This is a genomic window from Aquamicrobium sp. (assembly GCF_023954335.1).
Classification (GTDB): domain Bacteria; phylum Pseudomonadota; class Alphaproteobacteria; order Rhizobiales; family Rhizobiaceae; genus Aerobium.
In genome coordinates this window covers 1,284,165-1,304,641 of sequence record NZ_JAMLIE010000001.1, presented here as the reverse complement: position 1 = coordinate 1,304,641, position 20,477 = coordinate 1,284,165, and the positions used below count along the sequence as shown (strand labels likewise).

At 63.1% G+C, this 20,477-nt stretch carries 17 protein-coding genes; 11 read left to right on the top strand and 6 right to left on the bottom strand.

Translation table 11 applies throughout. The features are described 5' to 3' along the window. Positions 1–71 precede the first annotated feature (71 nt). Positions 72–1,574: a TrkH family potassium uptake protein gene (locus M9945_RS06375; RefSeq protein ID WP_367943862.1), complete on the bottom strand. Its 1,503-nt coding sequence runs from the start codon at positions 1,572–1,574 to the stop codon at positions 72–74. After that, a complete protein-coding gene (gene trkA, locus M9945_RS06370; RefSeq protein ID WP_367943861.1) occupies positions 1,571–2,956 on the bottom strand; it encodes a Trk system potassium transporter TrkA in 1,386 nt (461 codons plus the stop codon). Before trkA ends, M9945_RS06375 begins: the two co-directional genes overlap by 4 nt. Before the next feature lie 192 nt (positions 2,957–3,148). Here trkA and M9945_RS06365 point away from each other — a divergent pair, with 192 nt between their 5' ends. Continuing rightward, positions 3,149–3,397, top strand: a complete 249-nt coding sequence (locus M9945_RS06365) for a hypothetical protein (RefSeq protein ID WP_367943860.1) — start codon at positions 3,149–3,151, stop codon at positions 3,395–3,397. Positions 3,398–3,593: 196 nt separating this feature from the next. Then, positions 3,594–5,363 carry an SLC13 family permease gene (locus M9945_RS06360; protein WP_367943859.1) on the top strand — a complete coding sequence of 590 codons (1,770 nt, stop codon included), beginning with the start codon at positions 3,594–3,596 and terminating at the stop codon, positions 5,361–5,363. 90 nt (positions 5,364–5,453) lie between these two features. Here M9945_RS06360 and M9945_RS06355 read toward each other — a convergent pair whose 3' ends face one another. The 4 genes from M9945_RS06355 to M9945_RS06340 form a co-directional block, all read right to left on the bottom strand. After that, a complete protein-coding gene (locus M9945_RS06355; RefSeq protein ID WP_367943858.1) occupies positions 5,454–6,182 on the bottom strand; it encodes a hypothetical protein in 729 nt (242 codons plus the stop codon). Positions 6,183–6,186: 4 nt separating this feature from the next. Beyond that, entirely contained in the window at positions 6,187–9,426 is a 3,240-nt protein-coding gene (locus tag M9945_RS06350; RefSeq protein WP_367943857.1) for a hypothetical protein, read from the bottom strand. Positions 9,427–9,441: 15 nt separating this feature from the next. After that, positions 9,442–9,705 carry a hypothetical protein gene (locus M9945_RS06345; RefSeq protein ID WP_367943856.1) on the bottom strand — a complete coding sequence of 88 codons (264 nt, stop codon included), beginning with the start codon at positions 9,703–9,705 and terminating at the stop codon, positions 9,442–9,444. A gap of 325 nt (positions 9,706–10,030) precedes the next feature. After that, complete coding sequence (locus M9945_RS06340) at positions 10,031–11,278, bottom strand: AraC family transcriptional regulator (RefSeq protein WP_367943855.1); 1,248 nt, start codon at positions 11,276–11,278, stop codon at positions 10,031–10,033. A gap of 231 nt (positions 11,279–11,509) precedes the next feature. Here M9945_RS06340 and mbhE point away from each other — a divergent pair, with 231 nt between their 5' ends. From mbhE to M9945_RS06295, 9 genes are read left to right on the top strand one after another with little or no spacing between them, the layout of a single operon-like run. After that, positions 11,510–13,810, top strand: a complete 2,301-nt coding sequence (gene mbhE, locus M9945_RS06335) for a hydrogen gas-evolving membrane-bound hydrogenase subunit E (RefSeq protein WP_367943854.1) — start codon at positions 11,510–11,512, stop codon at positions 13,808–13,810. Further along, entirely contained in the window at positions 13,807–14,202 is a 396-nt protein-coding gene (locus M9945_RS06330; protein ID WP_367943853.1) for an MnhB domain-containing protein, read from the top strand. Before mbhE ends, M9945_RS06330 begins: the two co-directional genes overlap by 4 nt. Position 14,203: 1 nt before the next feature. Next, on the top strand, positions 14,204–14,602 hold the full coding sequence (locus M9945_RS06325) for an NADH-quinone oxidoreductase subunit K (RefSeq protein WP_367943852.1): 399 nt from the start codon (positions 14,204–14,206) through the stop codon (positions 14,600–14,602). After that, on the top strand, positions 14,602–16,137 hold the full coding sequence (locus M9945_RS06320) for a proton-conducting transporter membrane subunit (RefSeq protein WP_367943851.1): 1,536 nt from the start codon (positions 14,602–14,604) through the stop codon (positions 16,135–16,137). Before M9945_RS06325 ends, M9945_RS06320 begins: the two co-directional genes overlap by 1 nt. Then, positions 16,134–16,454, top strand: coding sequence for a Na+/H+ antiporter subunit E (locus M9945_RS06315; protein ID WP_367943850.1), 321 nt, complete (start codon positions 16,134–16,136; stop codon positions 16,452–16,454). The genes M9945_RS06320 and M9945_RS06315 overlap by 4 nt, the downstream gene beginning before the upstream one ends. Then, positions 16,451–16,747, top strand: coding sequence for a monovalent cation/H+ antiporter complex subunit F (locus M9945_RS06310; RefSeq protein WP_367943849.1), 297 nt, complete (start codon positions 16,451–16,453; stop codon positions 16,745–16,747). Before M9945_RS06315 ends, M9945_RS06310 begins: the two co-directional genes overlap by 4 nt. Continuing rightward, positions 16,744–17,604, top strand: coding sequence for a monovalent cation/H(+) antiporter subunit G (gene mnhG / locus M9945_RS06305; RefSeq protein WP_367943848.1), 861 nt, complete (start codon positions 16,744–16,746; stop codon positions 17,602–17,604). Before M9945_RS06310 ends, mnhG begins: the two co-directional genes overlap by 4 nt. A 9-nt stretch (positions 17,605–17,613) precedes the next feature. Next, on the top strand, positions 17,614–19,080 hold the full coding sequence (locus M9945_RS06300; RefSeq protein ID WP_367943847.1) for a sensor histidine kinase: 1,467 nt from the start codon (positions 17,614–17,616) through the stop codon (positions 19,078–19,080). Further along, complete coding sequence (locus M9945_RS06295; RefSeq protein WP_367943846.1) at positions 19,077–20,381, top strand: sigma-54-dependent transcriptional regulator; 1,305 nt, start codon at positions 19,077–19,079, stop codon at positions 20,379–20,381. Before M9945_RS06300 ends, M9945_RS06295 begins: the two co-directional genes overlap by 4 nt. Positions 20,382–20,477: the final 96 nt, after the last annotated feature.

Here is a 20,477-nt window from a genome sequence, read left to right as displayed (position 1 = left end):
GCCGCAGCTTTCCCGAGACCCATATCGGTATGCTCGACGAAACATCGCGGGCGCACCGAGGACGGCGAAGCCTAGCCCCGCCAGAACCGCGGAACGAACAGGATAAGCACCGTGAACAGCTCCAGTCGCCCGAGCAGCATGCCGAGCGAAAGCAGCCATTTCGCACCATCCGGCAATGGACCGAAGTTGCCGGCAGGACCGATCGTGTCTCCAAGGCCCGGGCCGACATTGGCGACGGCGGTCGCCGCCCCGCTCGCGCTCGTCAGGAAGTCGAGACCGAACCCCATCAAGCCGATGGTCAATGCGGAGTAGGTGAGGAAGAAAACCGCGAAGAAAGCGACCACCGAGCCGACGACGTCGTCATCGAGCTTGCGGTTCCCATAGTAGCGCGGGAAGACGCCGCGCGGATAAAGCAGGCGCATGAAGTGCGCCTTGAGCATGATCGCCAGCACCTCAAATCGGAAGATCTTTATCCCGCCGGACGTCGATCCGGTGCAGCCGCCCACGAAGGTTAGCCCGAAGAAGACACCGATGAGGGCATTTCCCCACAAGGTGTAGTCGGTGGTTGCATAGCCCGTCGTCGTCACGACCGACACCACGTTGAACGCGGCGTGGCGAAAGGCGGGCTCGAGGGCGTAGGCGCCCGAGATGAAGAGCCATCCGCCGATCAGCGTGACCGTGACGGCCAGAAAGACCATCAGCGTCCTGATCTGCCGGTCCAGAAACGCGCGCCGGTCTCCCGCGACGAAGCGGACATAGAGCACGAACGGGACCGTTCCGGACAGCATGAACAGGGTCGCGAACCATTGTATTCCGTTGCTCTCCCACCGCCCGAACGAAGCGTCGGACGTCGAATAGCCGCCCGTTGCGATCGAGGTCATGGCATGGGCGACCGCATCGAAGAGCCGCATGCCCGCCGCCCAGTAAACCAGGACAGCCAGCACGGTAAGGCCGACATAGGTCTTCCCGAGCGTCGCCGCGATCTGGCGCACGCGAGGCATGGCCTTTTCGGAGCGATCCGACGACTCGGTCCTGAACAACTGCATTCCGCCGATGCCTAGAGCAGGCAGGATCGCTATCGCCGTCGCGATGATGCCGATCCCGCCCATCCATTGAAGCAGAGCACGCCACAACAGCATCCCCGGAGGAGCGCCATCCAGCCCCGAGATGACCGTCGCTCCGGTCGTGGTGATGCCTGAAACGGCTTCGAAGAACGAATCCGCCGGACTGCCGCCGACGATGCCATAGTCGGACAGGTAGAACGGAATGGCGCTGAATATCGACACCGCCAGCCAACTGAGCGGCGTCAGCAGGAACGCCTGTCTCAGGCTCAATCCTGCCTTGAGAGAACCTTTCGTGAGATAGACCAGCGACATGCCCGGTATGAAGGTCAAGACGCAGGCGAACGCGAACGCTTTCCAGTCCTCGTTGCCGAAATACAGATCGGCAAGCATCGGGAACGCCATCATCGCGGCGGTCGCCAGCAGCACCATGCCGGAGAAATAGGCGACAGGCTTGAAGCCTTGTGCCGAGATCGGCCGGGGCGCCGAAACCTTTTTTGCGGCGGGATTCATCTATTGCGAATCCCGGTCGAGCCCAGCAAGGCTTCGGCGAGCTTGAGATAGCTGTAGGTCACGAGCGCGATAACGGTGTCGCCTGGTTGCAACTGCATATCGGGCTGCGGAAACACCACTTCCTTTTCGCGTATCACCGCCCCGATCTTCATCCCCACGGGCAAGCCCAACTGGCCCAGAGGTCGACGCAGCAATCGGGAGCCTTCGGGGATTTCCGCTTCGATGACCTCGCCAAAGTCCTCGCGCAACGTATAGAGCGCGGTGACGGAACTGTGCCGGACGTGGCGCAGAACGGTCGAGATCGTCACGGCGCTGGGGCTCACCACCGTGTTGAGCCCCAAAGCCGGGAGAACGGTCTCGTAGGAACGCTTGTTGACGAGGGTGATCGCGCGCTTGCATCCAGCCTGCTTGGCGAGCACGGAGGCGAAGATGTTGGTCTCGTCATCGTTGGTGACGGCAACCAGAGTATCCGTGGATGCGGCCTGCGCCTCGTCCAGCAGGCTGCGATCAAGACCGTCGCCGTGCAAGACCACCACGGCGCCGCCGAGTTCCGCCGCGACATGTTCCGCCCGCTCCTCGTCCTGTTCGATAAGCTTGATGTCGACGAGCGGGGAGCGCCGCCGAACGGTCTTGGCCAGATTCAGGCCGACATTGCCGGCTCCGACGATGATCAGCTTCTTCGCGACGCGTTCACGATGGCCGAACGCCGTAACGACGTCGTCGACCTTGCCCCGCCTGGCGAGCACATAGACGTCGTCGCCGACGGTCACCCGGTCCTGGCTGTCGGGAACGAAACACCGTCCCTTGCGGACCAGGGCGACGATCGACATTCCGTGGAACTGCTCGTCCTTGCCGAGATCTCCGATGCGTTCCTTGACGATCGGGATGCGCGAATCCTCGACATGGATGCCGAGCAGTTCGACCTGACCACTGGCCATGGGGACCATGTCGAATGCGCCGGGCGTGGCGAGACGGCGGGTGATCCCCTTCGCGATCTCGATCTCGGGCGAGATCACCACGTCGATCGGCATGTGTTCGGCCGCATAAAGGCCGCTCTTGTCCTGGTCGAGATAGCCGGAGTGACGCAGCCGGGCGATACGGCGCTTTACGCCGAACAGGGAATAGGCGACCTGGCAGGCGGCCATGTTGACTTCGTCGGAACGCGTGACCGCTATGAGCATGTCGGCATCCTGGGCGTTCGCTTTTCGAAGCGCCTCGGGATGGGAAGCGTATCCGACCACGCCGCGCACATCGTGACTTTCATCGACCCGGCGGACCTGCTCGGGGTCGTTGTCGATCACGGTAACGCTGAAACCTTCCGTCGCCAGATGGCGTGCGATGGTCGTGCCGACCTGCCCGGCGCCGCAAATTATCACCCTCATGGACAATCTCCGTCCACCCCGTTCAAAGGCAGGTCAAGTAGCGCTATTCGGCAAGAAATCCAACCATGGGATGACCGGCGGCGGATCCCTTCATGTTTCAATTTCTCTGGTCGCGCAGACAGCTCTCGGCTATTCTGCTCTTTAGATAGCCGTTTGCGGAAACTGAAATCGCATCATTTCGGGAGGATTGGATTGCTTGGCCTGAGACTGCTGGTCCAGAGGGGGTCCGTCGACAGCGCCACCCAGGATTGGGGTGTTCTGAATTTCGTGGCCTCCCCTTCGCCGGGAGACAGGATCGCGGTGGAACACGAGGGCAAGACCAACTACCTCACCGTATTAAGCGTCCATCACAAGCCCGTCGCTGTCAGCGATCTTTCCGGCGGTGAGACATCCGAAACGCCGGCGGCGGACGTCGTCGCCATCTGGACCGGCTCGGATTGAGCGGGTCGTACCTGTACGTTGCATCATCTCATCGTCGATTTTCGGATATCGATGCTTGCCTGCCTTCATGCGGTAGGTTCCATCCAGCCCGGGCAAGCCGTCAATATCGCGCGGCGGATGTCATCACCCTCGCGCATTCACCGACAAATGTACCCCAACAATGTGCGGCTCGCCCTAACCGTTCGAGGAACAAACTGTGACGTATGAGCAGATATTCATCTTCACGCTGCTTGGGGGCGTCTTCGCCATGCTGGTCTGGGGCAGGATCCGTTATGACCTTGTTGCGCTTTCCGCGCTGGTCATCGCCGTGGCGGGCGGCGTCGTGCCGGCGGAGCATGCTTTCTCGGGATTCGGACACGAGGCCGTCGTCATCATTGCGCTCGTGCTGGTGGTTTCGCGCGCCATGGTCAACGCGGGGGCCGTCGAATTCATCGCGCAATACGTCGTCAACGCGCAACGCAGCCTCCCCGTCCATATCGGCATCATGTCCGTGGTGGGAGCCGCGCTTTCGGCTGTCATCAACAATGTCGCTGCCCTGGTCATCCTGATGACGCTAGACATGGAAACGGCGAGAAAGGCCGCGCGATCCGTTTCTCTCTCGCTGATGCCGCTGTCCTTCGCCACCATTCTGGGCGGGATGATAACGCTGATCGGCACGCCGCCGAACATCGTGATCGCGCAGTATCGCCGCGACGCTTTCGGCGAGCCGTTCGCCATGTTCGACTTCGCGCCTGTGGGGATTGTCTGCGCCATCGCCGGGATCGCCTTCGTCGCCACGATCGGCTGGCGACTTCTGCCGAAGAGGCTTCAGGCATCGCCGCCAGAGGCGGCCGAATCCGCTGACTATGTCGCCGAAGCGGGCTTCCCCGAAGACAGCGAATGGGTTGGCAAAACACCGCGCGACCTCGCCGAACTCGCGGACCAGCACGATGTGGCAATTCTCGGTCTGGTACGACGGGGCAGGCGTCTTGCGGGCTTCTCCTTCGACGAAACCATCATGAAGAGCGATCGCCTCATGCTCGAGGGCGACCCCAAGTCCATCGAGGCTTTCTCCGGCAAGGCGAAACTCGAAATCGCGGGAACTCCGGCGAAGGACGGCTTAACCAGCCGTTCCATGACCATCGTGGAAGCCATCGTTCCGGCGGGCGCGCGGGCCGAGGGACGCAGCGCCGACAGCATGCGCCTGCTGGGCAGGCGCGGCGTGACCCTGCTGGGACTGTCGCGGCAAGGCGCGCGTTCGCGAAACCGTGTGCGTCAAACGACGATCCGCGCCGGTGACGTGCTGTTGCTGCTCGGACCGGACAATCGCGTCGCGGACGCCATCGAATGGATGGGCGCGATGGCCCTTGCCGACAAAAGCCATACGGTCATCCAGCGCAGCAAGGCCCTGACGACCATCGGTATCTTCGCCGCCGCGGTGGCGGCTGCTGTCGCGGGGCTGCTGCCGTTGACGGTCGCCCTGGCGGCGGCCGTCGCGCTTTACGCCTTCTTCAACATCGTCGGCCCGAGCGAAGTGTACGAGGCGGTGGAATGGCCGGTTATCGTGCTGCTCGGCTCGCTGATACCCCTCGGACTTGCTTTGGAAGAAACAGGCGGCACCGCGCTAATCGCCGATTTCATCGTGCAGCAGACGGATGCGCTTCCGGTATGGGGCGTGCTTGTCCTCGTGATGGTCGTCACGATGACGCTTTCGGATTTCCTGAACAACGTGGCGACGGCGCTCATCGCCGCGCCAGTAGCCGTTGGCGTGGCCAATTCCATGGGCGTCAATCCCGATCCCTTCCTGATGGGCGTGGCCGTGGCCGCATCCTGCGCCTTCCTTACCCCCATCGGCCACAAGAACAACACCATCATCATGGGGCTGGGCGGCTACCGCTTCGGGGACTACTGGCGGATGGGCCTGCCGCTGGAAATCATCATCATCCTGGTTTCCGTGCCCATGATCCTGCTCGTGTGGCCGTTATAGGTAGAAGAGTCAGAGCTTCGGGTTTTGTAGTCCATCTTGGACAGCGCGCATGTGTGCATCCGACTCTTGGGCTGCTCTACTCCTTTCTCCTCATCCAACCTTTCGCGCCGTGAACGGTGTAACCGTCCGGCACTGCATGTTCTGGAGAACGGCCTGCGCTGCCGCATCGGCGAGACCAGATGAAATGTCATACTCAAAGACGCTGGAGCCGGTAATTTCGGTGGGGCTCACCAAGGTCAGCCGCCAGACGACGCTTGCGCCCGTAGTGCCGGAGCCGTCCGACAGCCGTTCATCAACGACAACACCACGCCATGAATGTCCCCCGGCGGAGGTCCAGTTCACATGGCCAATCGCCCCTGACATCAGTTTGCTGGGCGAAAACCATCCGCCCCACCTGATCTGGCGGGTTTCGCCGCTCATCTGGCCGGGGATGGCCTGACCTGTAAGCGAGAACAGGGGGCAGGCCGAAGCGTCGGTGGCCCCGGTTGTGATGCGCCACATTCCATCTTCGGGAATGAGCGGCGCTTCAAGCTGGACCGGACACTCGCCCGGCCCACCGAACGAAGCATCAATCTGCGCGGGCGTTTGGGAACGCCAGCTATATTCGTTTTCATACACCACGAGCGTCATGTCGGCCGCACCCGGAGGATTGGGAGCGCCGAGGATCATTTCGACATCGGAAAGCGTCGTGCCGGGGACATGGCAGGAGCAGCCACCCTCCATGCACATGGCGATCTGCACCATCTGCGCATGTGCCGCAGGGATGAAGCCGAAGGACAAGGCCAAACCGAAAATGGCGGATGCCAGCTTGTTTCTCATGAATTCAGTTCCCCGACCGGTTGCTGAAAAGGGCGCGCAGGACCGACTCCGGATCACGCCCGCCGAGATCGACCGGGATGATGGCGTCCGAATCCGCGACAGTGGCGGGAGAACCTGTCGGCTGAGAGAAGGACGCCCGATCACTCGAGCTTACGAGGAAGAGATCGGTAAATTCCGGGATAGCCATCACCTCGACCGGCAGGGGGCAGGCGGTCAACGGGCCTGAATCGCCGACGCCTATACGGCACTCGACGGGACCGACGCCCATCACCAATGTATCGCATGGAGACATCAGCATCGGCGGGGTGAGCGTGGCACCCGTCTCGGTATAGGCATCGATTTCCAGCACGACGGGCTCTCCCGGGTTCAGCGCCGGACGAACCGGTTGGCCGTTTGCCGTGGCGTTGATCGGCGCGAACAGCGTGAAGGCTTCGCCCGATGGGTTCGCAATTTCGGCGTTCAGGAAACAGCCGGTTCCGAACTGTTCGGCAGGCCGAAAGGTCACACGGATCGCTCCGGTCGATTGAGGCGCGGCCGCGTCGTTCGGTCCTGACGACGCAATCCGAAGCGAAGAAGCAATTCCCTCGAACCCGATCTCCGCACCCATACCCTGTCCGCTGAACATGCAGAGTTGATTTGCGCCGATGGATCGGCAAGGACCGTTCGACTCCATCCATTGACGCGGGTTGAGTTCCACGCTGATGACCTTGCCGAAATCCTCCGCGAAGAAGGTGGTAGTCGGCAGATCGGCGCGCGCGCCGCCAACGGTTTCGTAGAAATACGGCTCGCTCATCGACCAATTGTTCGGCAGGGTCAGAGAGATACCGCTTGCGGCATGATTGACCAGGCAGCCCGAAGGATTGTCCGTGCAGTGAAAGGCCACCGGGTCTTCGTGGTTGTCGGCAATTCCGGCGACCGGAATCTCGAAATCGTTGCCGCCTGCCGGGTTGATCGTGATCGTGCCCGCGAGTCGGATGCCAGCCGCTTCGTTGATCCCCTCGACCTCATAGGTGCCCCCCGGAGCCAGTTGGGTCGTGAAGGTCGGCAGGAGATCGTGGCTGGCGAAGGCGACGTCCATTTCCCGGACATCGGTGCGGATGGCCGACCATTGCACCCCCAAATCGCCGATCTGCAACGGCGTGCGCAGGCGCACCGGCACCGTTGCGGCCTGCGCTGGCTCTTGCGTCTGCGCGGATGCCCGAGGGCTGGTCGTATCAACGAAATCGGCTGGTGCCGGACCATGCACGGCAACGCGCATTTCGACCAGCGAAGGAGGCACATGGCCGCCCGGCCACATGACAACGCTCATGCCTTGCCCACCTGATGACAGTGTGCCGGCATAACCGATGCCGTAAGGCGTGAGATAGAGCGTCATAGGTGCCGGGATCGGCTCGCCCACCGTGAAGGTCATGCGCAGCACGTCGCCTTCCAGCGTTGCAGTCGTGAATGTGCCTTCCCGTCCGGCCGCTTGTGGCCCGGCAAGTCGTTCCCCTGCCACCCAGATTCCGCCAATCGCGCCGTTGGGTTGAGCCTGTTCAAGCGCGAGCGTCAGCAATTGATCCGCTCCCGCCTGCACCTGATAAGGCGGCACACCGATAATCTGCCACGGACCTCCAAGCGTCCTCGCCGAAGCCTCATCGTCGGATTCGTCTACCGGCGGGATGATGAAGTCGTTATCCTGACCGGGGTAGATTTCCACCTCGGCGCTGAATTCCACTTCGCCCGGTCCCGTGGTCGACACGTGATAGCGGCCCGGCTCGAATTCACCTTCGCCAACGATCATTTCGGAGATGGGGGACCAAGCTTCGGGGCTCATGTCGGGATCGAGCGGGACAGCCGACCACCAGAGCGGGATCTGCGGGAAATTGTCCGGGATGCGGAAGGTCGCCCGCACTGTTGGCATGGCGTCCTGACCGGGCATGGCTTGCGTTGCGGCTGCGGCCTGCGTGGCAAGGTCGGCGGTATTGGTAAGTTCGGTGTCCTCGAAGGGTACGCCTACGCCAAATTCGCGGGAGAACAATATCTCCTGCCGATTGCCTGAGATGTAGCGGAGTTCGTAGATGCCGGGCTCCGCCGGTGCCCGCAGGCCCATGCGCTGGGTCTGCCGGTTATTGTACGGATAACCCCAACTGTCGAAATAGTCGTCGGGGGCTGCGCCGGGGCGCGCAATGACGATGCGCTGGCCGACCTGATTGGGGCCGCGCCATGTGAATTCGAACCGCGTGTCGGGCGCGACCGAACCGATGGCATCAAAGCCGTTGGACGGCGCAACGACCTCGATTGGTTGACGCGCGATAACCGTGCCGTCAGGCGCCGTCATGACAAGATCGTAAGCGCCCGGCTCGGTCGGTGCCGTCTTGGAAAATGGATTGTTGCCCAGGTCGCCAGCGCCACCGATGACACCGAAGGAAGGGCTGACAGAGGGTCTACCTTCTCCGCGTAGAGTGAAACCGGCGTAGTGGTCAGGGCGTGCCGTGCCCTGAAATGAAATGGAATAGTCGTGCCCCGCCTCGGCTTTCGGGCCAATATCGAAGAACGCTTCCGGAACCGGCTCAGGCTCAGGTGCCGGTTCGACGGCCGCGATCTGGTTTAGCGCGTCGGCCAGTTCCTGCCCGGTCTGGGGGGTGAGCAGCAGCCCGCCCGTGGCGTCGGCCACGCAGCTCATCGCCGCCGCTTCCTGCGAGGTCAGTCCGAAGCCGACAACATGCGCGCGGATGGCGATGCCTTCCTGCGCCAGTTGCGCGGCGAGTGCGCAGGGATCGGCGTCGCAGGTTTCAAGCCCATCGGTCACGAGGATGATGTCGGCCGATTCCGCCGTGGGCGGGATCATGGATGCGGCGAGCGACAGCGAATCCGTGATCGGCGTCATGCCACGCGGATTGAGCCGGTTGAGCCGGGCCGAAAGCTCGGAAGGATTGTTCACGCCCACATTGGCGATCACCTGAATATCGGAGCAGTCCCCGCGCCGGTTGTGACCATAGGCGATGACGCCGAGCGGAACCGTATTGTCGCGGCTGACGAAAAAGTCTCCGATCACCTCGCGGGCGATCTCGACCTTGGTGACGCCACCGTCGAGTTGCCCCCACATCGACCCCGAGGCGTCATAGATCAGGATCGAGGCGCTGTCGGCCTGTTGGGCCGCCACGGGAAGCGCGAACCCGGCCAAGGCGCTGAAAGCGGCAAGATACCCGATGCGCCTCAAACCAGCCAGCGGGCCGGTTTTCCTCTTGTGGTGCGATGTCACGATGTCGATCCCTCCTCACGAACCGGGGACGGCAAAGCCAATGTCGGGCGCACCGCGTCCGCCGATGGCCTTGTCCTTGATCTTGTTGAATTGCTTTGAGACGCCCGACAGTTTGGCGTCCCATTCGGGGTTGGGCTGCTGCCCCTCGATGGTCCTGAAATAGACTTCCATCATGCAGGTTACGGCGAAGGGCTCGATCAGCGCCGCCTTGACCGCCCAGGCAAAGATCAGCGCGAAGACAAATCCGCCCGCCGACCATGCACCGGGAATGAGCCACACCCGTGCCCGTAACGACGACGTAGGCCGCCGCCATGCCGAAATAGACGGCCACGCGCAGGGCGATGAAGGGCATGGTGCGGCCCATGAGGCTGAGGGAGCGGGAAACCGAAAAATTCCACATCACGCCTCCATCCAATCGTGACGAGGGCCAGCATCGTTGAACGGCTTTGGTTCCATATTCGATCTCTCACGTGCGCATACGCTTCACCCTCACCAGCAGCCAAGGTGCGCCCATGATGCAGAGTAAGCGGGCCGCCATCGCCCGTCTTGGGGAGAGAGGAAGTGAAACAGTGGGAGAGCGGAACAGATGTCCGAGACGATCCGTTCAGCGCAAACACGCCAGAGCGCGGACATCCTTGGGCGACATGCCATAGGCACGGCGAAAGCGGGTATTGAACCATGACAGATCGCCGAACCCCGCGCTCATGGCGATGCTGGCGATACTGTTCCCCGCAGTGCGCGGATCAGAAAGCAACCGGTGGGCCAACGCCAGACGCCGCACGGCGACGAAATCGCCGAACGAGGTGCCCTCGCTCTCGAACAGCGAGCGCAGATAGCGTGGGCTGATGCCGTGACGGCTGGCTACCCCGTCCGCCGTCAAATCCGGCACGGTCAAATGGCGCTCGACATCCGCCTTGATGGCTTTCAGCCGTGCCGTTCTTACACCGCGACCTGCTGCGACTTCGGCGGCTTCTCGTGTCGCGCCGAGCGCCATCAACGCCAGGTCCCGCACATGCGTTGCGCATTGCTCGGCCTCCACGGGGGCGAGCTTCGACATTTCCCCATGCAGGCTACGGGCGTAATTGAAGAACAGACGCCATTGCGGCGTCAGCGACGCGGTGCCGCGCAGCATGGCGTTGAGACCCAAGGTGGCGTCGGAGAGATGGACGCGCGGGACGGAGACATAGAACCCTTCGGTGGGCTCGCCATGAAACCTGATGACGCCGGGAACCTCGCCGGGATCGGCATAGACGAGACCAGATTTCAGTTCGATGCATTCGCCGCCCCGCTGTTCGATGGAACAGCTTCCCGAAAGCGGAATGTGGAACATCACATTGTCGTCGGTCTCGGCGGCGTGGCCGGATGTGCGAAACGCCGTTGACGCGGAGTGCCGCCCATAGCCGACGATCAGATTTTGCAGAACGCCGATTGACGTCTCGGAGGTAAAGAAATCCTCATCGTCTGGAACGAAGTTCACCTTTGTAATCGCGGCAACAACGTTCTGAAATTCTTCGACGCGGCGGGAAATCTCGAAGTCTTGCGAGCGAATGGATAATATCGTCATGCGCCCCCGAGAAAGGCTTGTTTGCCCGAATGTTTCTTCCTTGCGAAGACCATATTGAGGCACGGATATGTTATTTTGTCGAGTATGCCGTTCGCCTGCATGGCGGAGGCTCCTGCCGATGTGCCGGATGTGCATCCCAACATCGCCAACGCCTATCGTCGGAACGTGGAGCGGTTCACTGAAGCTCTCAACGATCCTTATGACGGCCGCGAGGCGGTCGAAGCGTTGCGCTCGCTCATAGGTGAGATCGTTCTGCCTCCCTCCGGCAGGAAACGCCACGAGGTCCATGTCGAACTACGCAGCGAGCTTATGGGCATCCTCGATCGTTAGCATCGTTGACGTTCACGCAGGTTAACATCTTCGGTTCACGATGTTCACGAATCTGAACGTCGCGTTCTGCCGCCGCGAGGCAGAACGGAAGCTATTCTTTCAAAATCAATGAGATAACGAGATCATCCGGGCATCGGCGAAACTGGCATGAAACTTTCTATGAGGTCTCCATAACGGAAGCCTCGCACCATGATCCTTCTCGCGCTTGTCGCATCCGCCTTCATGTTCGCGCCGGTCGTCGGCTGGGCCGGCGGCCGGTCTTCACCCTTAGCGGCGGTGATACCTTTCCTGCTCTTCGCCAGTTCCTGCGTACTGCTACCGGAGATCGCTGGCGGTGAGATCATCCTGGAGGCGCATCGCTGGATACGGAGCCTCGGCATCGAAGCCGCGTTCCGGCTTGATGGGCTGTCGCTTACCTTCGCACTGTTGATCAGCGGCATCGGCGGCGCGGTTTTTCTCTACGCCTCCTCCTATCTGCACGGGGCACCGCGTCTGGCACGCTTCTATACCGTGCTGACGCTGTTCATGGCCTCGATGCTCGGCGCCGTGCTGGCGGACGACCTCGTACTGCTGGTCGTGTTCTGGGAACTGACCAGCCTCACCTCTTTCCTGCTCATCGGCTATTCGCCGGAAGAGGCGGAATCCCGACGCTCGGCCCAGCAGGGCTTTCTGGTCACGGTCGCGGGCGGACTTGCGATGCTGGCCGGCGTCATCCTGCTCGGTTCCGTCGCGGGCACGTTTTCCATCACGGAGATTCTCGGGCGGGGCGGGGTGATCGCGGCACATCCGACGGCGCCCGTCATCATCGTGCTGATCGCGGCCGGCGCGTTCGCCAAGTCCGCGCAGGCGCCGCTTCATTCGTGGCTCGCCAATGCGATGGTGGCGCCGACGCCCGTGTCTGCCTACCTGCATTCGGCGACGATGGTGAAGCTCGGCGTTTATCTGCTCGCCCGCCTCGATCCCGTCTTCTCGGACCATGGGCTGTGGATCGCGTTGCTGACCGGATTCGGCGCCGCGACCATGCTGACCGGCTCAGTGCTGGCGATGCGCGAGACCGACCTGAAGCGCGTGCTCGCCTATTCCACCATCGTCTCGCTCGGCACGCTGACCATGCTGATCGGCATTCCGGGCGAGCTGGCGGCCGTCGCCGTCGTCGCCTTCCTGATCGTTCATGCGCTCTACAAGGCGTGCCTGTTTCTCGTCGCGGGCATCATCGACCATGAAACGGGCACGCGGGATTCGTCCGCGCTTGGCGGCATGCGCCACTACATGCCGGTCACGGCGGCGGTCGCGTTTCTGGGCGGGCTGTCGATGGCGGGGCTGCCGCCCTTCATCGGCTTCGCGGCCAAGGAACTCGTCTATGAGACCGGGCTGGCGGCGTCGGCCAGGTGGGCGCTGGTGGCGGTTGCGCTTGTCGCAAACGCGGCGATGGTCGTGGTGGCGGGGGTCGTTGCCGTGCGATGCTTCTCGGGTGACCTGACCGCGACCCCGAAAACGCCGCACGATCCCGGCTTCGCCATGTTGGCCGGACCGGTTGTGCTGGCGGCTCTCGGCCTCGTGTTCGGCCTGGCGCCTTGGCTGGTCGGCGACAGCCTGATCGTGCCTGCTGCAAGCGCCATCGCCGGGCGACCGGTCGCCTATTCTCTGTCGCTCTGGCACGGCTTTACGCCGATGCTTGCCTTGAGCCTGCTGACGCTGGCGCTCGGCATCTTCGCCTATCTGCGCTGGGATGGGTTGCGTTCCACCCTTTCGGGCATCCGGCAGATCGACCTTTGGGGTCCCGATCGTGGCTACGACCGTGTCATGGACGGTCTGCAACGACTGGCGCTGTGGCAGACGGGCCTGATCCAGCCGGGAAGCCTGCGCAGCTATGTAGCGCGGACACTGCTGATCATGTCGCTGGCTGCGCTGATCACGCTGCTGTTGCATCGTGGACTGGAACTACCGTCCTTTAGTGGCAGCCTGGCGCCGGACCTTGCAATTGCGGTGCTGCTGGTCGTGTCCAGCCTCGCCGTAGCCCGTGCGCGCAACTTCATTACCGGCATCGTCGCAGCCGGCATGGTCGGCTTCGTTGTCGCGCTGCTGTTCCTGTTTCAGGGTGCTCCTGACCTTGCCTTCACCCAGTTCTCGGTCGAGGCGCTGGCAATCATCATCATGCTTGCAATCGTCGGCTACATGCCGTTTCGCGAGCGCGACAGCCGCGTTCCGGGGGAACGCCTGCGCGATGCTCTCGTCGCATCCGTCGTTGGAGCGACCGCGTCCCTGATCCTGCTGGCGGTGCTGGCCCAGCCCTTCGATGCACGGCTTTCGGACTGGTTCCGGGTGGCGAGCGTACCGGAAGCGCACGGCCGCAACCTCGTCAACGTCATCCTGGTCGACTTCCGGGCCCTCGACACCATGGGTGAAATCACTGTGCTCGGCCTCGCGGCCGTGGCGGCCGCCGCCGTTCTGGCCGGCCTGCGCCGCGCCACTGCGGAGAAACGCAAATGAATTCCATCATCCTTCAGACGACAAGCAGGCTGATCCTGCCTGCCGCTCTGGCTTTTTCGATCTACGTGCTCCTGCGCGGACATAACGAGCCGGGCGGCGGGTTCATCGGCGGGCTGATCGCCGCCGCCGGCATTGCCGTTCATGCGATCCCACGCGGGCGCGAGGCCCTGATCGCCATGCTGCGGGTCTGGCCGAAGGCGCTGATCGGGGCAGGCATCCTGCTGGCGATCGTCTCGGGCCTGCCGTCGCTGCTGCTTGGAGAGCCATTTCTGACGCATCAGTGGCCCTTCGCGTCGCTGCCGATCGGCACGACGCTGGTGTTCGACCTCGGCGTCTATCTCGTCGTGATCGGCTCCGTGCTGACATTCCTGTCCTACTACCTGGAGAACTAACGTGGAGCCTGTCTTCGCCATCGCTTTCGGCGTGATGATGGCCGTCGCCGCCTATCTCCTGATGTCGCGCAACGTGCTGCGCATCGTCCTGGGCCTGCTCGTGCTGGGCAACGCGGCCAACCTGTCGATTTTCATCGCTGGCCGGCTAGACAGCCGCGTGCCGCCGCTGGTGCCCGCCGGCGAGACGGCGCTGGCGGGTGGGGCGAACCCGCTGCCGCAGGCGTTGATCCTGACGGCCATCGTCATTTCGTTCGCACTGGTCGCCTTCACGGTCGTCCTGTTCCAGAGCGCGCATCGCCGTCTGGGTACGCTCGATGCGGACGCCATGCGGGAAGCCGAACCAGAAGCGCAGACCAAGGCCAGGTCGTCAAGAACCCACAAGGCGGAGGAACCCGCCTGATGAGCCCACACATCCTGCTGACACTTCCGATACTTTTTCCGATTCTCGGCGTCGCGCTCTGCGCGCTCTTCTGGTCCAACAAGTCCGCACAGCGCATCGTCAGCCTGGTTGCAAGCGTCGGGCTTCTCGGCTCCGCATTGGCCCTCACAGCCGCAGTCTATGACGGCACGGTGCTTGCCACCAGTTTCGGCAATTGGGACGCGCCGTTCGGCATCGTCTTCGTCGCCGACATGTTCGCGGCCGCAATGGTGCTCATCACCGGTATCATGGCCGTCGCCGTGGGGATTTACGGCCTCAACGGCAATATCGAGCCTCGGGAAAACGCCTTTTATCACCTGCTCTATCAGGGCCTGCTGCTCGGCGTGACCGGCGCGTTCCTGACCGGCGACATCTTCAACCTCTATGTCTGGTTCGAGATCATGCTGATCTCGTCCTTCGGCATGCTGGCGCTCGGCGGCACGAAGGAGCAACTCGACGCGGGCGTGAAGTACGTCACGCTCAACCTAATCGCGACGACGTTCTTCCTCATTACCGTCGGCTTCCTCTACGGCATGACCGGTACGCTCAACATGGCCGATCTCGCCCGTGTGCTGCCGACATTGGAGAACCAGGGGCTCGTGACCACGCTCGCCGTCATGTTCCTGATGGCCTTCGGTTCCAAAGCTGCGGTATTCCCGCTGTTCTACTGGCTGCCGGCTGCCTATCACACGGCCTCGGCCCCCGTGGTCGCGATCTTCGCGGCGCTGCTCACCAAGGTCGGCGTCTACGCCATCATCCGCACCTTCACGCTGCTGTTCGACGGCGACGCGGGCTATACGGGGCCGATCGTGGCGGCGGTGGCGATCTTCACGATGGTCACGGGCGTTCTGGGGGCCGCCGCGCATTTCGACATCCGCCGCATCCTGTCGTTCCACATCATCAGCCAGATCGGCTACATGCTGTTCGGCATCGCGGTGGCCACGCCGCTCGCGGTCGGCGGCTCGATCCTCTACGTCATCCACCACATCATCGTGAAGGCGAACCTGTTCCTGATCGCGGGCGCGATCGAGCGCGCCGGCGGCTCGTTCCATCTGAAGAAGCTCGGCGGCCTCTACACGAGCCTGCCGATGCTGGGCGTGCTCTTCCTCATCCCGGCGCTGTCGCTCGCGGGTCTGCCGTCGCTTTCCGGCTTCTGGTCGAAGTTCACCGTCATCAAGGCGAGCCTCGACGCCGGCCACGTCGTCCTCGCCGCGACCGGCCTGCTGGTCGGCCTGCTGACGCTCTATTCGATGCTGAAGATCTGGAACGAGGCGTTCTGGAAGGCTGCGCCCGCCGGTGCGGCGGAGACGATTCGGGGCTGGCAGACGGATCGCAGGACACGGCTGCTCATGCTGACGCCGATCGTCACGCTCGCCGCCATCACGCTCACCATCGGGCTTTATGCCGAGCCGTTCGTCGACTTTTCGCTGCGGGCGGGCGCGCAGCTTCTCGACAAGTCCGTCTATATCGACGCCGTTTTCGGCACGCCCGCACAACTCGCGGAGGCAAATCCATGAGTGCTCTGCTCGCGTGGCTGCGGCTGACCGGCCTGTTCTTCAGGGAGCTTGCGCTTTCGGTGAAGGACGTCGCCATCACCGTGCTCAATCCACGCCGACCGATCCGCTCGGCCATCGTCGCCGTGCCGCTCGACGTGACGAGCGACGCCGGCATCACCCTGCTCGCCAACATGATCACGCTGACGCCGGGCACCACCAGCCTGCATGTCAGCAAGGACCGGACCACGCTCTATTGCCATGTGATGAACGTCTCCGACGAGAGCGTCGCCGGGATCAAGGACGGCTTCGAGCGCTGCGTGAAGGAGGTGCTGCCATGACGCCCGAAACCGTGCAGACGGCCGGCACGGCCATCGCGGCGCTGTTGCTGCTGGCCGCCATGATCTGCGCCGGCATCCGCATCGTGCGCGGGCCGACCGGGCCTGACCGCGTGGTCGCCCTCGACATGCTGGGCATCCTCGGCGTCGCCGGGGCGGGCATGGCGGTGGTCGTCTCCGGCTCTGCCGCCTTCATCGACATCGCGCTCGGCGTGGCTCTGGTCGGCTTCCTTGCCGCCGTCGCCTTCGCCGGCTTCATCGAGCGCGGCTCGATCGACGAGGAGGAGGAGGGATGACGGAGTTCCTCTCGGCCCTCTTTCTCGTCGCCGGCGCGGCGCTGTGCCTGCTCGCTTCCATCGGCGTGCTGAGCCTGCCGGATTTCTTCATGCGCATGCATGCCGCCACCAAGGCGGGCGTCGCCGGCTGCGGGCTGCTGCTGATCGGCGTGGCCTTCGCGCATCCGTCGCCCGGCATGTGGATCAAGGTCGCCATCGCCATCGCCTTCCTGCTGCTTACCACCCCGATCGCCGGCCATCTCCTTGCACGCGCGGGCTACGTCGCGGGCGTGCCCCTGTGGGGCGGCACGCGCGAGGACCAGCTCAAGGGCGAACTGCCGCGCGGCGACTTTGATCATCCACCGACAGGTTCCCTTTGGAGAAAAGACATGAACCCGACGATAGAGCGTGTGGTGCTGGGCCTTACCAACGGTCCGGGTGCGGAAGTCGCGATGAGACACGCGATCGAACTGGCGAAGGCTAGTCAAGCCGAGTTGGTCGGTATGGCGATCGTCGACACGAAGATGCTGGAGAATGTCGGCCCGATACCGATCGGCGGCAACTACTATGCCGCACAGTTGCGCAATACGCTGATCACAAAAGCCCGGCACCGGCTGGCCGAGGCGGTGCAGTCCTTCGAGCGGGTCGCGAAACAAGCCGGCATCAGTTTCAGTGTTTCCGTCGAGGAGGGAGATCCAGCCCCCGTCCTGCGCGAGCGACTCGGAAAAGGTGTCGCGCTGGTTCTGCCGCGGCGCAGCTGGTTCGACCACGGTCTTGCCGAAAGAAGGATCGACCCGGCGACCTGGCTCGCGCGCCATCGTATCGGTACCGTGGAGCATCGGGATGAAGACGATGCGCCATTGGTCGTTTTCGGTTGAGTTAGGATCATGACGCTGCGACTCTCGGGCGAGGACAATCGTCGGGAGAGAAGCAGCTTGCGCGCCCGAGCATACAGACTGCCCGTGACCGTGCGGCTGCCCCTCATCGCAGCCGCGATGATCTTCATCGCCGCCGTCGGATCGACGCAGACCGCCATCTTCTTCATGGGCCGGCAGGCCGACCGGCAGGTCGAGACGCTGGGACACGTCTATCTCGACGGGCTCTCGGCCGCCCTTCTGCCTCACGTCGCCAGCAACGACACTGACCGTATCCGCGCGACGCTTCAACAGGCGCTCGAGTTTCACGAGGGGGTCGTAGATCGGCGACTGACCTTTCTTGACGAGCGCGACGGGCAGCGCATTGAGGCGTCGCGCCCAGGGATCAGTGAGGACGAGCAATTGCCCCAAGAGGTGCGTGCCAGCGCCACCGGCTTCAGCCGATCCGACGACGGCACGATATGGATATGGCGCCAGCTTGCGGATGGCGCTGCAACGCTCGGAACCGTCGTCGTCAACCTCGACATTTCTTCCTTCGACGCAGAAAGAGGCTCGATCAGGTGGCTTCTGCTCCTGTTCGATCTGGTCTTCAGCGGCATATGCGCAGTCATCGGCTTCTTCATGGTCCGCGGCATGCAGCGGCCGATGGCGATTGTCGCGCACCATCTCTACGACGCCGCGCTCGGCATGCTCAGGCCCATCGAACCGCACGAAATACCCGCAGACGACGTGCAGGCCGAACGCATGATCCTCGCCTTCAACGCGATGGCCAACGCAGCGAGCGAGCGTGAAAGTCTGCTCGCGCACCTTGCCGAGCAGCAGCGCGAGGCGGATCTTGGCCGACTGACTGCTACCGTTGCTCACGAGGTCAGGAACCCGCTCGGCGGCATGCGCACGGCCATCAGCACCCTGAAGCGTTTCGGCGACCGGGAAGATTCGCGTGGCGAGGCGGTCGAGTTCCTCGAACGCGGCGTCGCTGCTCTGGAGCACGTCGTCGACGCCACCCTGGAAAATTATCGCGCACGCCCTGAATGGCGGCCGTTGTCCAGGCAGGATTTCGAGGATCTGCGCCTGCTTGTCGAGGCCGATGGCCAGTCACGTGACGTGAGTTTTGTGCTCGATGTCGACATGCCGGAAACCGTCGCTGTCCCCGCGCTCGATGTGCGCCAGGTTCTCCTCAACCTGCTGCTGAACGCCGTCCGCGCTTCGTCCAAGGGAGGCAAGGTGGAACTGACTGCCAGAGTGTGGAACCGGGAACTCGTCGTCACCGTCAAGGACGAAGGCAGCGGTCTGGATCGGGGGCTCGCGCGTACGATCGAAAGCGGGGCCGTAGCGACAGAGGGGCCTGGCATCGGGGTTGCTGTCATCATTCGCCTTGTGGAGCGCCTGCAGGGGCGCGTCGCAATAGAATCGGCCCCCAATAGCGGCACGGTCATCACGCTCCATATTCCCCTGCAAGACAGGAGCGCAACGGCATGATCGCCAACCCCCAAATCCTCGTCATCGAGGACGACCCGATCCTCGGCGGCGCGATCGTGCAGCGGCTGAAGCTCGAAGGCTTCGCCCCGATCTGGGCGCAGACTTGCGCCGACGCGATCGCCGCGCTGAAGCGTGCCCGACCAGACTTCGTGCTGTCCGACATCGTGTTGCCGGACGGGTCCGGCGAGGACGTGTTCACGAAGGCGCAGCCATGGCTGGGCGACACGCCGATCTTGTTCGCGACCGCCTTCGGCGAGATCGACCAGGCGGTGCGGCTGGTCAAGGCCGGTGCCGAGGACTACCTGACCAAGCCCTACGACGTGGACGAGCTCGTCGGGCGCATCCGGACGAGCCTGTCTCGCAGACACCGCTCGCCAGACGGCGCCGCTTCGGCGGAGTTTGCGCTTTCGCCGGCAACCAAGACGATCGCCGAGCAATTGCAACGTGCCGCCGCCACCGACCTTCCGGTGCTGCTTACGGGAGAGACGGGTGTCGGCAAGGAGGTCGCTGCACGTTACCTTCATACGAGTTCTCCTCGTTCCGACTCGCCCTTCGTTGCGGTCAACTGCGGCGCGATCCCACACGAGCTTCTGGAAAGCCAGTTCTTTGGCCATGAGCGCGGCGCGTTCACCGGCGCCGCGCAAGCCCATGTCGGCTACTTCGAGGAGGCATCGGACGGGACGCTCTTCCTCGACGAGATCGGCGAGCTCGATACCCGCCTCCAGACGGCGCTCTTGCGTGTGCTCGAGGACGGCCGGTTCCGACCCGTAGGGGCGCGGAAGGACAAGACGTTCGGCGGAAGGATCGTCGCCGCGACCAATGCCGATCTCGACCATCTGCGCTCTGAGAAAAAGTTCCGCGACGATCTCTACTATCGCCTGTCGGTGATAGAAATCCCGCTTCTTCCGCTTCGCGAGCGCATCGGCGAGATCGAGCCGTTGGCCAAGCGGTTCTTGCAAGAGTTTTCATCCGCGAACCAACCTGCTCGGCAACTGTCGCACGAAGCCTTGCAAGCACTTTTGCGCTACGACTGGCCAGGCAACATCAGGGAACTGCGTAACCGGCTCCACAGGGCAAGCGTGTTCACAAAGGGAGACGTGCTTGAGACCGCCGACATATTTCCGGAGACAGGATTGGGGAAGGATGGAAAAGAAACTCTTGCTGCTGCGAAAAAACGCACCGAAGCCGATCTGATCGAGCAGGCCATCGTCGCCGCGCACGGACGGATCGGGGATGCGGCCGATCAACTGGGGATTTCCCGAACGACACTTTGGAAACGGAGGAAGAAGGGGAGAACGTGAAATCCAAGGAGGTTGACGGCACCGCATCCAATGCGCGTGGGCAGGCTGAAGCCCTATCCTATTTGTGCCGCTGTTCCGCCATTGTCCGGCGTCAGC

What these genes read in the sequence shown, in the direction of transcription:
- M9945_RS06375 (WP_367943862.1), bottom strand. Translation starts at nt 1,574, where the DNA reads ATGAATCCCGCCGCAAAAAAGGTTTCGGCGCCCCGGCCGATCTCGGCA.
- trkA (WP_367943861.1), bottom strand. Translation starts at nt 2,956, where the DNA reads ATGAGGGTGATAATTTGCGGCGCCGGGCAGGTCGGCACGACCATCGCA.
- M9945_RS06355 (WP_367943858.1), bottom strand. Translation starts at nt 6,182, where the DNA reads ATGAGAAACAAGCTGGCATCCGCCATTTTCGGTTTGGCCTTGTCCTTC.
- M9945_RS06340 (WP_367943855.1), bottom strand. Translation starts at nt 11,278, where the DNA reads ATGGACCTCGTGGCGTTTCCTGCCGGAGGGAGGCAGAACGATCTCACC.
- mbhE (WP_367943854.1), top strand. Translation starts at nt 11,510, where the DNA reads ATGATCCTTCTCGCGCTTGTCGCATCCGCCTTCATGTTCGCGCCGGTC.
- M9945_RS06330 (WP_367943853.1), top strand. Translation starts at nt 13,807, where the DNA reads ATGAATTCCATCATCCTTCAGACGACAAGCAGGCTGATCCTGCCTGCC.
- M9945_RS06320 (WP_367943851.1), top strand. Translation starts at nt 14,602, where the DNA reads ATGAGCCCACACATCCTGCTGACACTTCCGATACTTTTTCCGATTCTC.
- M9945_RS06315 (WP_367943850.1), top strand. Translation starts at nt 16,134, where the DNA reads ATGAGTGCTCTGCTCGCGTGGCTGCGGCTGACCGGCCTGTTCTTCAGG.
- M9945_RS06310 (WP_367943849.1), top strand. Translation starts at nt 16,451, where the DNA reads ATGACGCCCGAAACCGTGCAGACGGCCGGCACGGCCATCGCGGCGCTG.
- mnhG (WP_367943848.1), top strand. Translation starts at nt 16,744, where the DNA reads ATGACGGAGTTCCTCTCGGCCCTCTTTCTCGTCGCCGGCGCGGCGCTG.
- M9945_RS06300 (WP_367943847.1), top strand. Translation starts at nt 17,614, where the DNA reads ATGACGCTGCGACTCTCGGGCGAGGACAATCGTCGGGAGAGAAGCAGC.
- M9945_RS06295 (WP_367943846.1), top strand. Translation starts at nt 19,077, where the DNA reads ATGATCGCCAACCCCCAAATCCTCGTCATCGAGGACGACCCGATCCTC.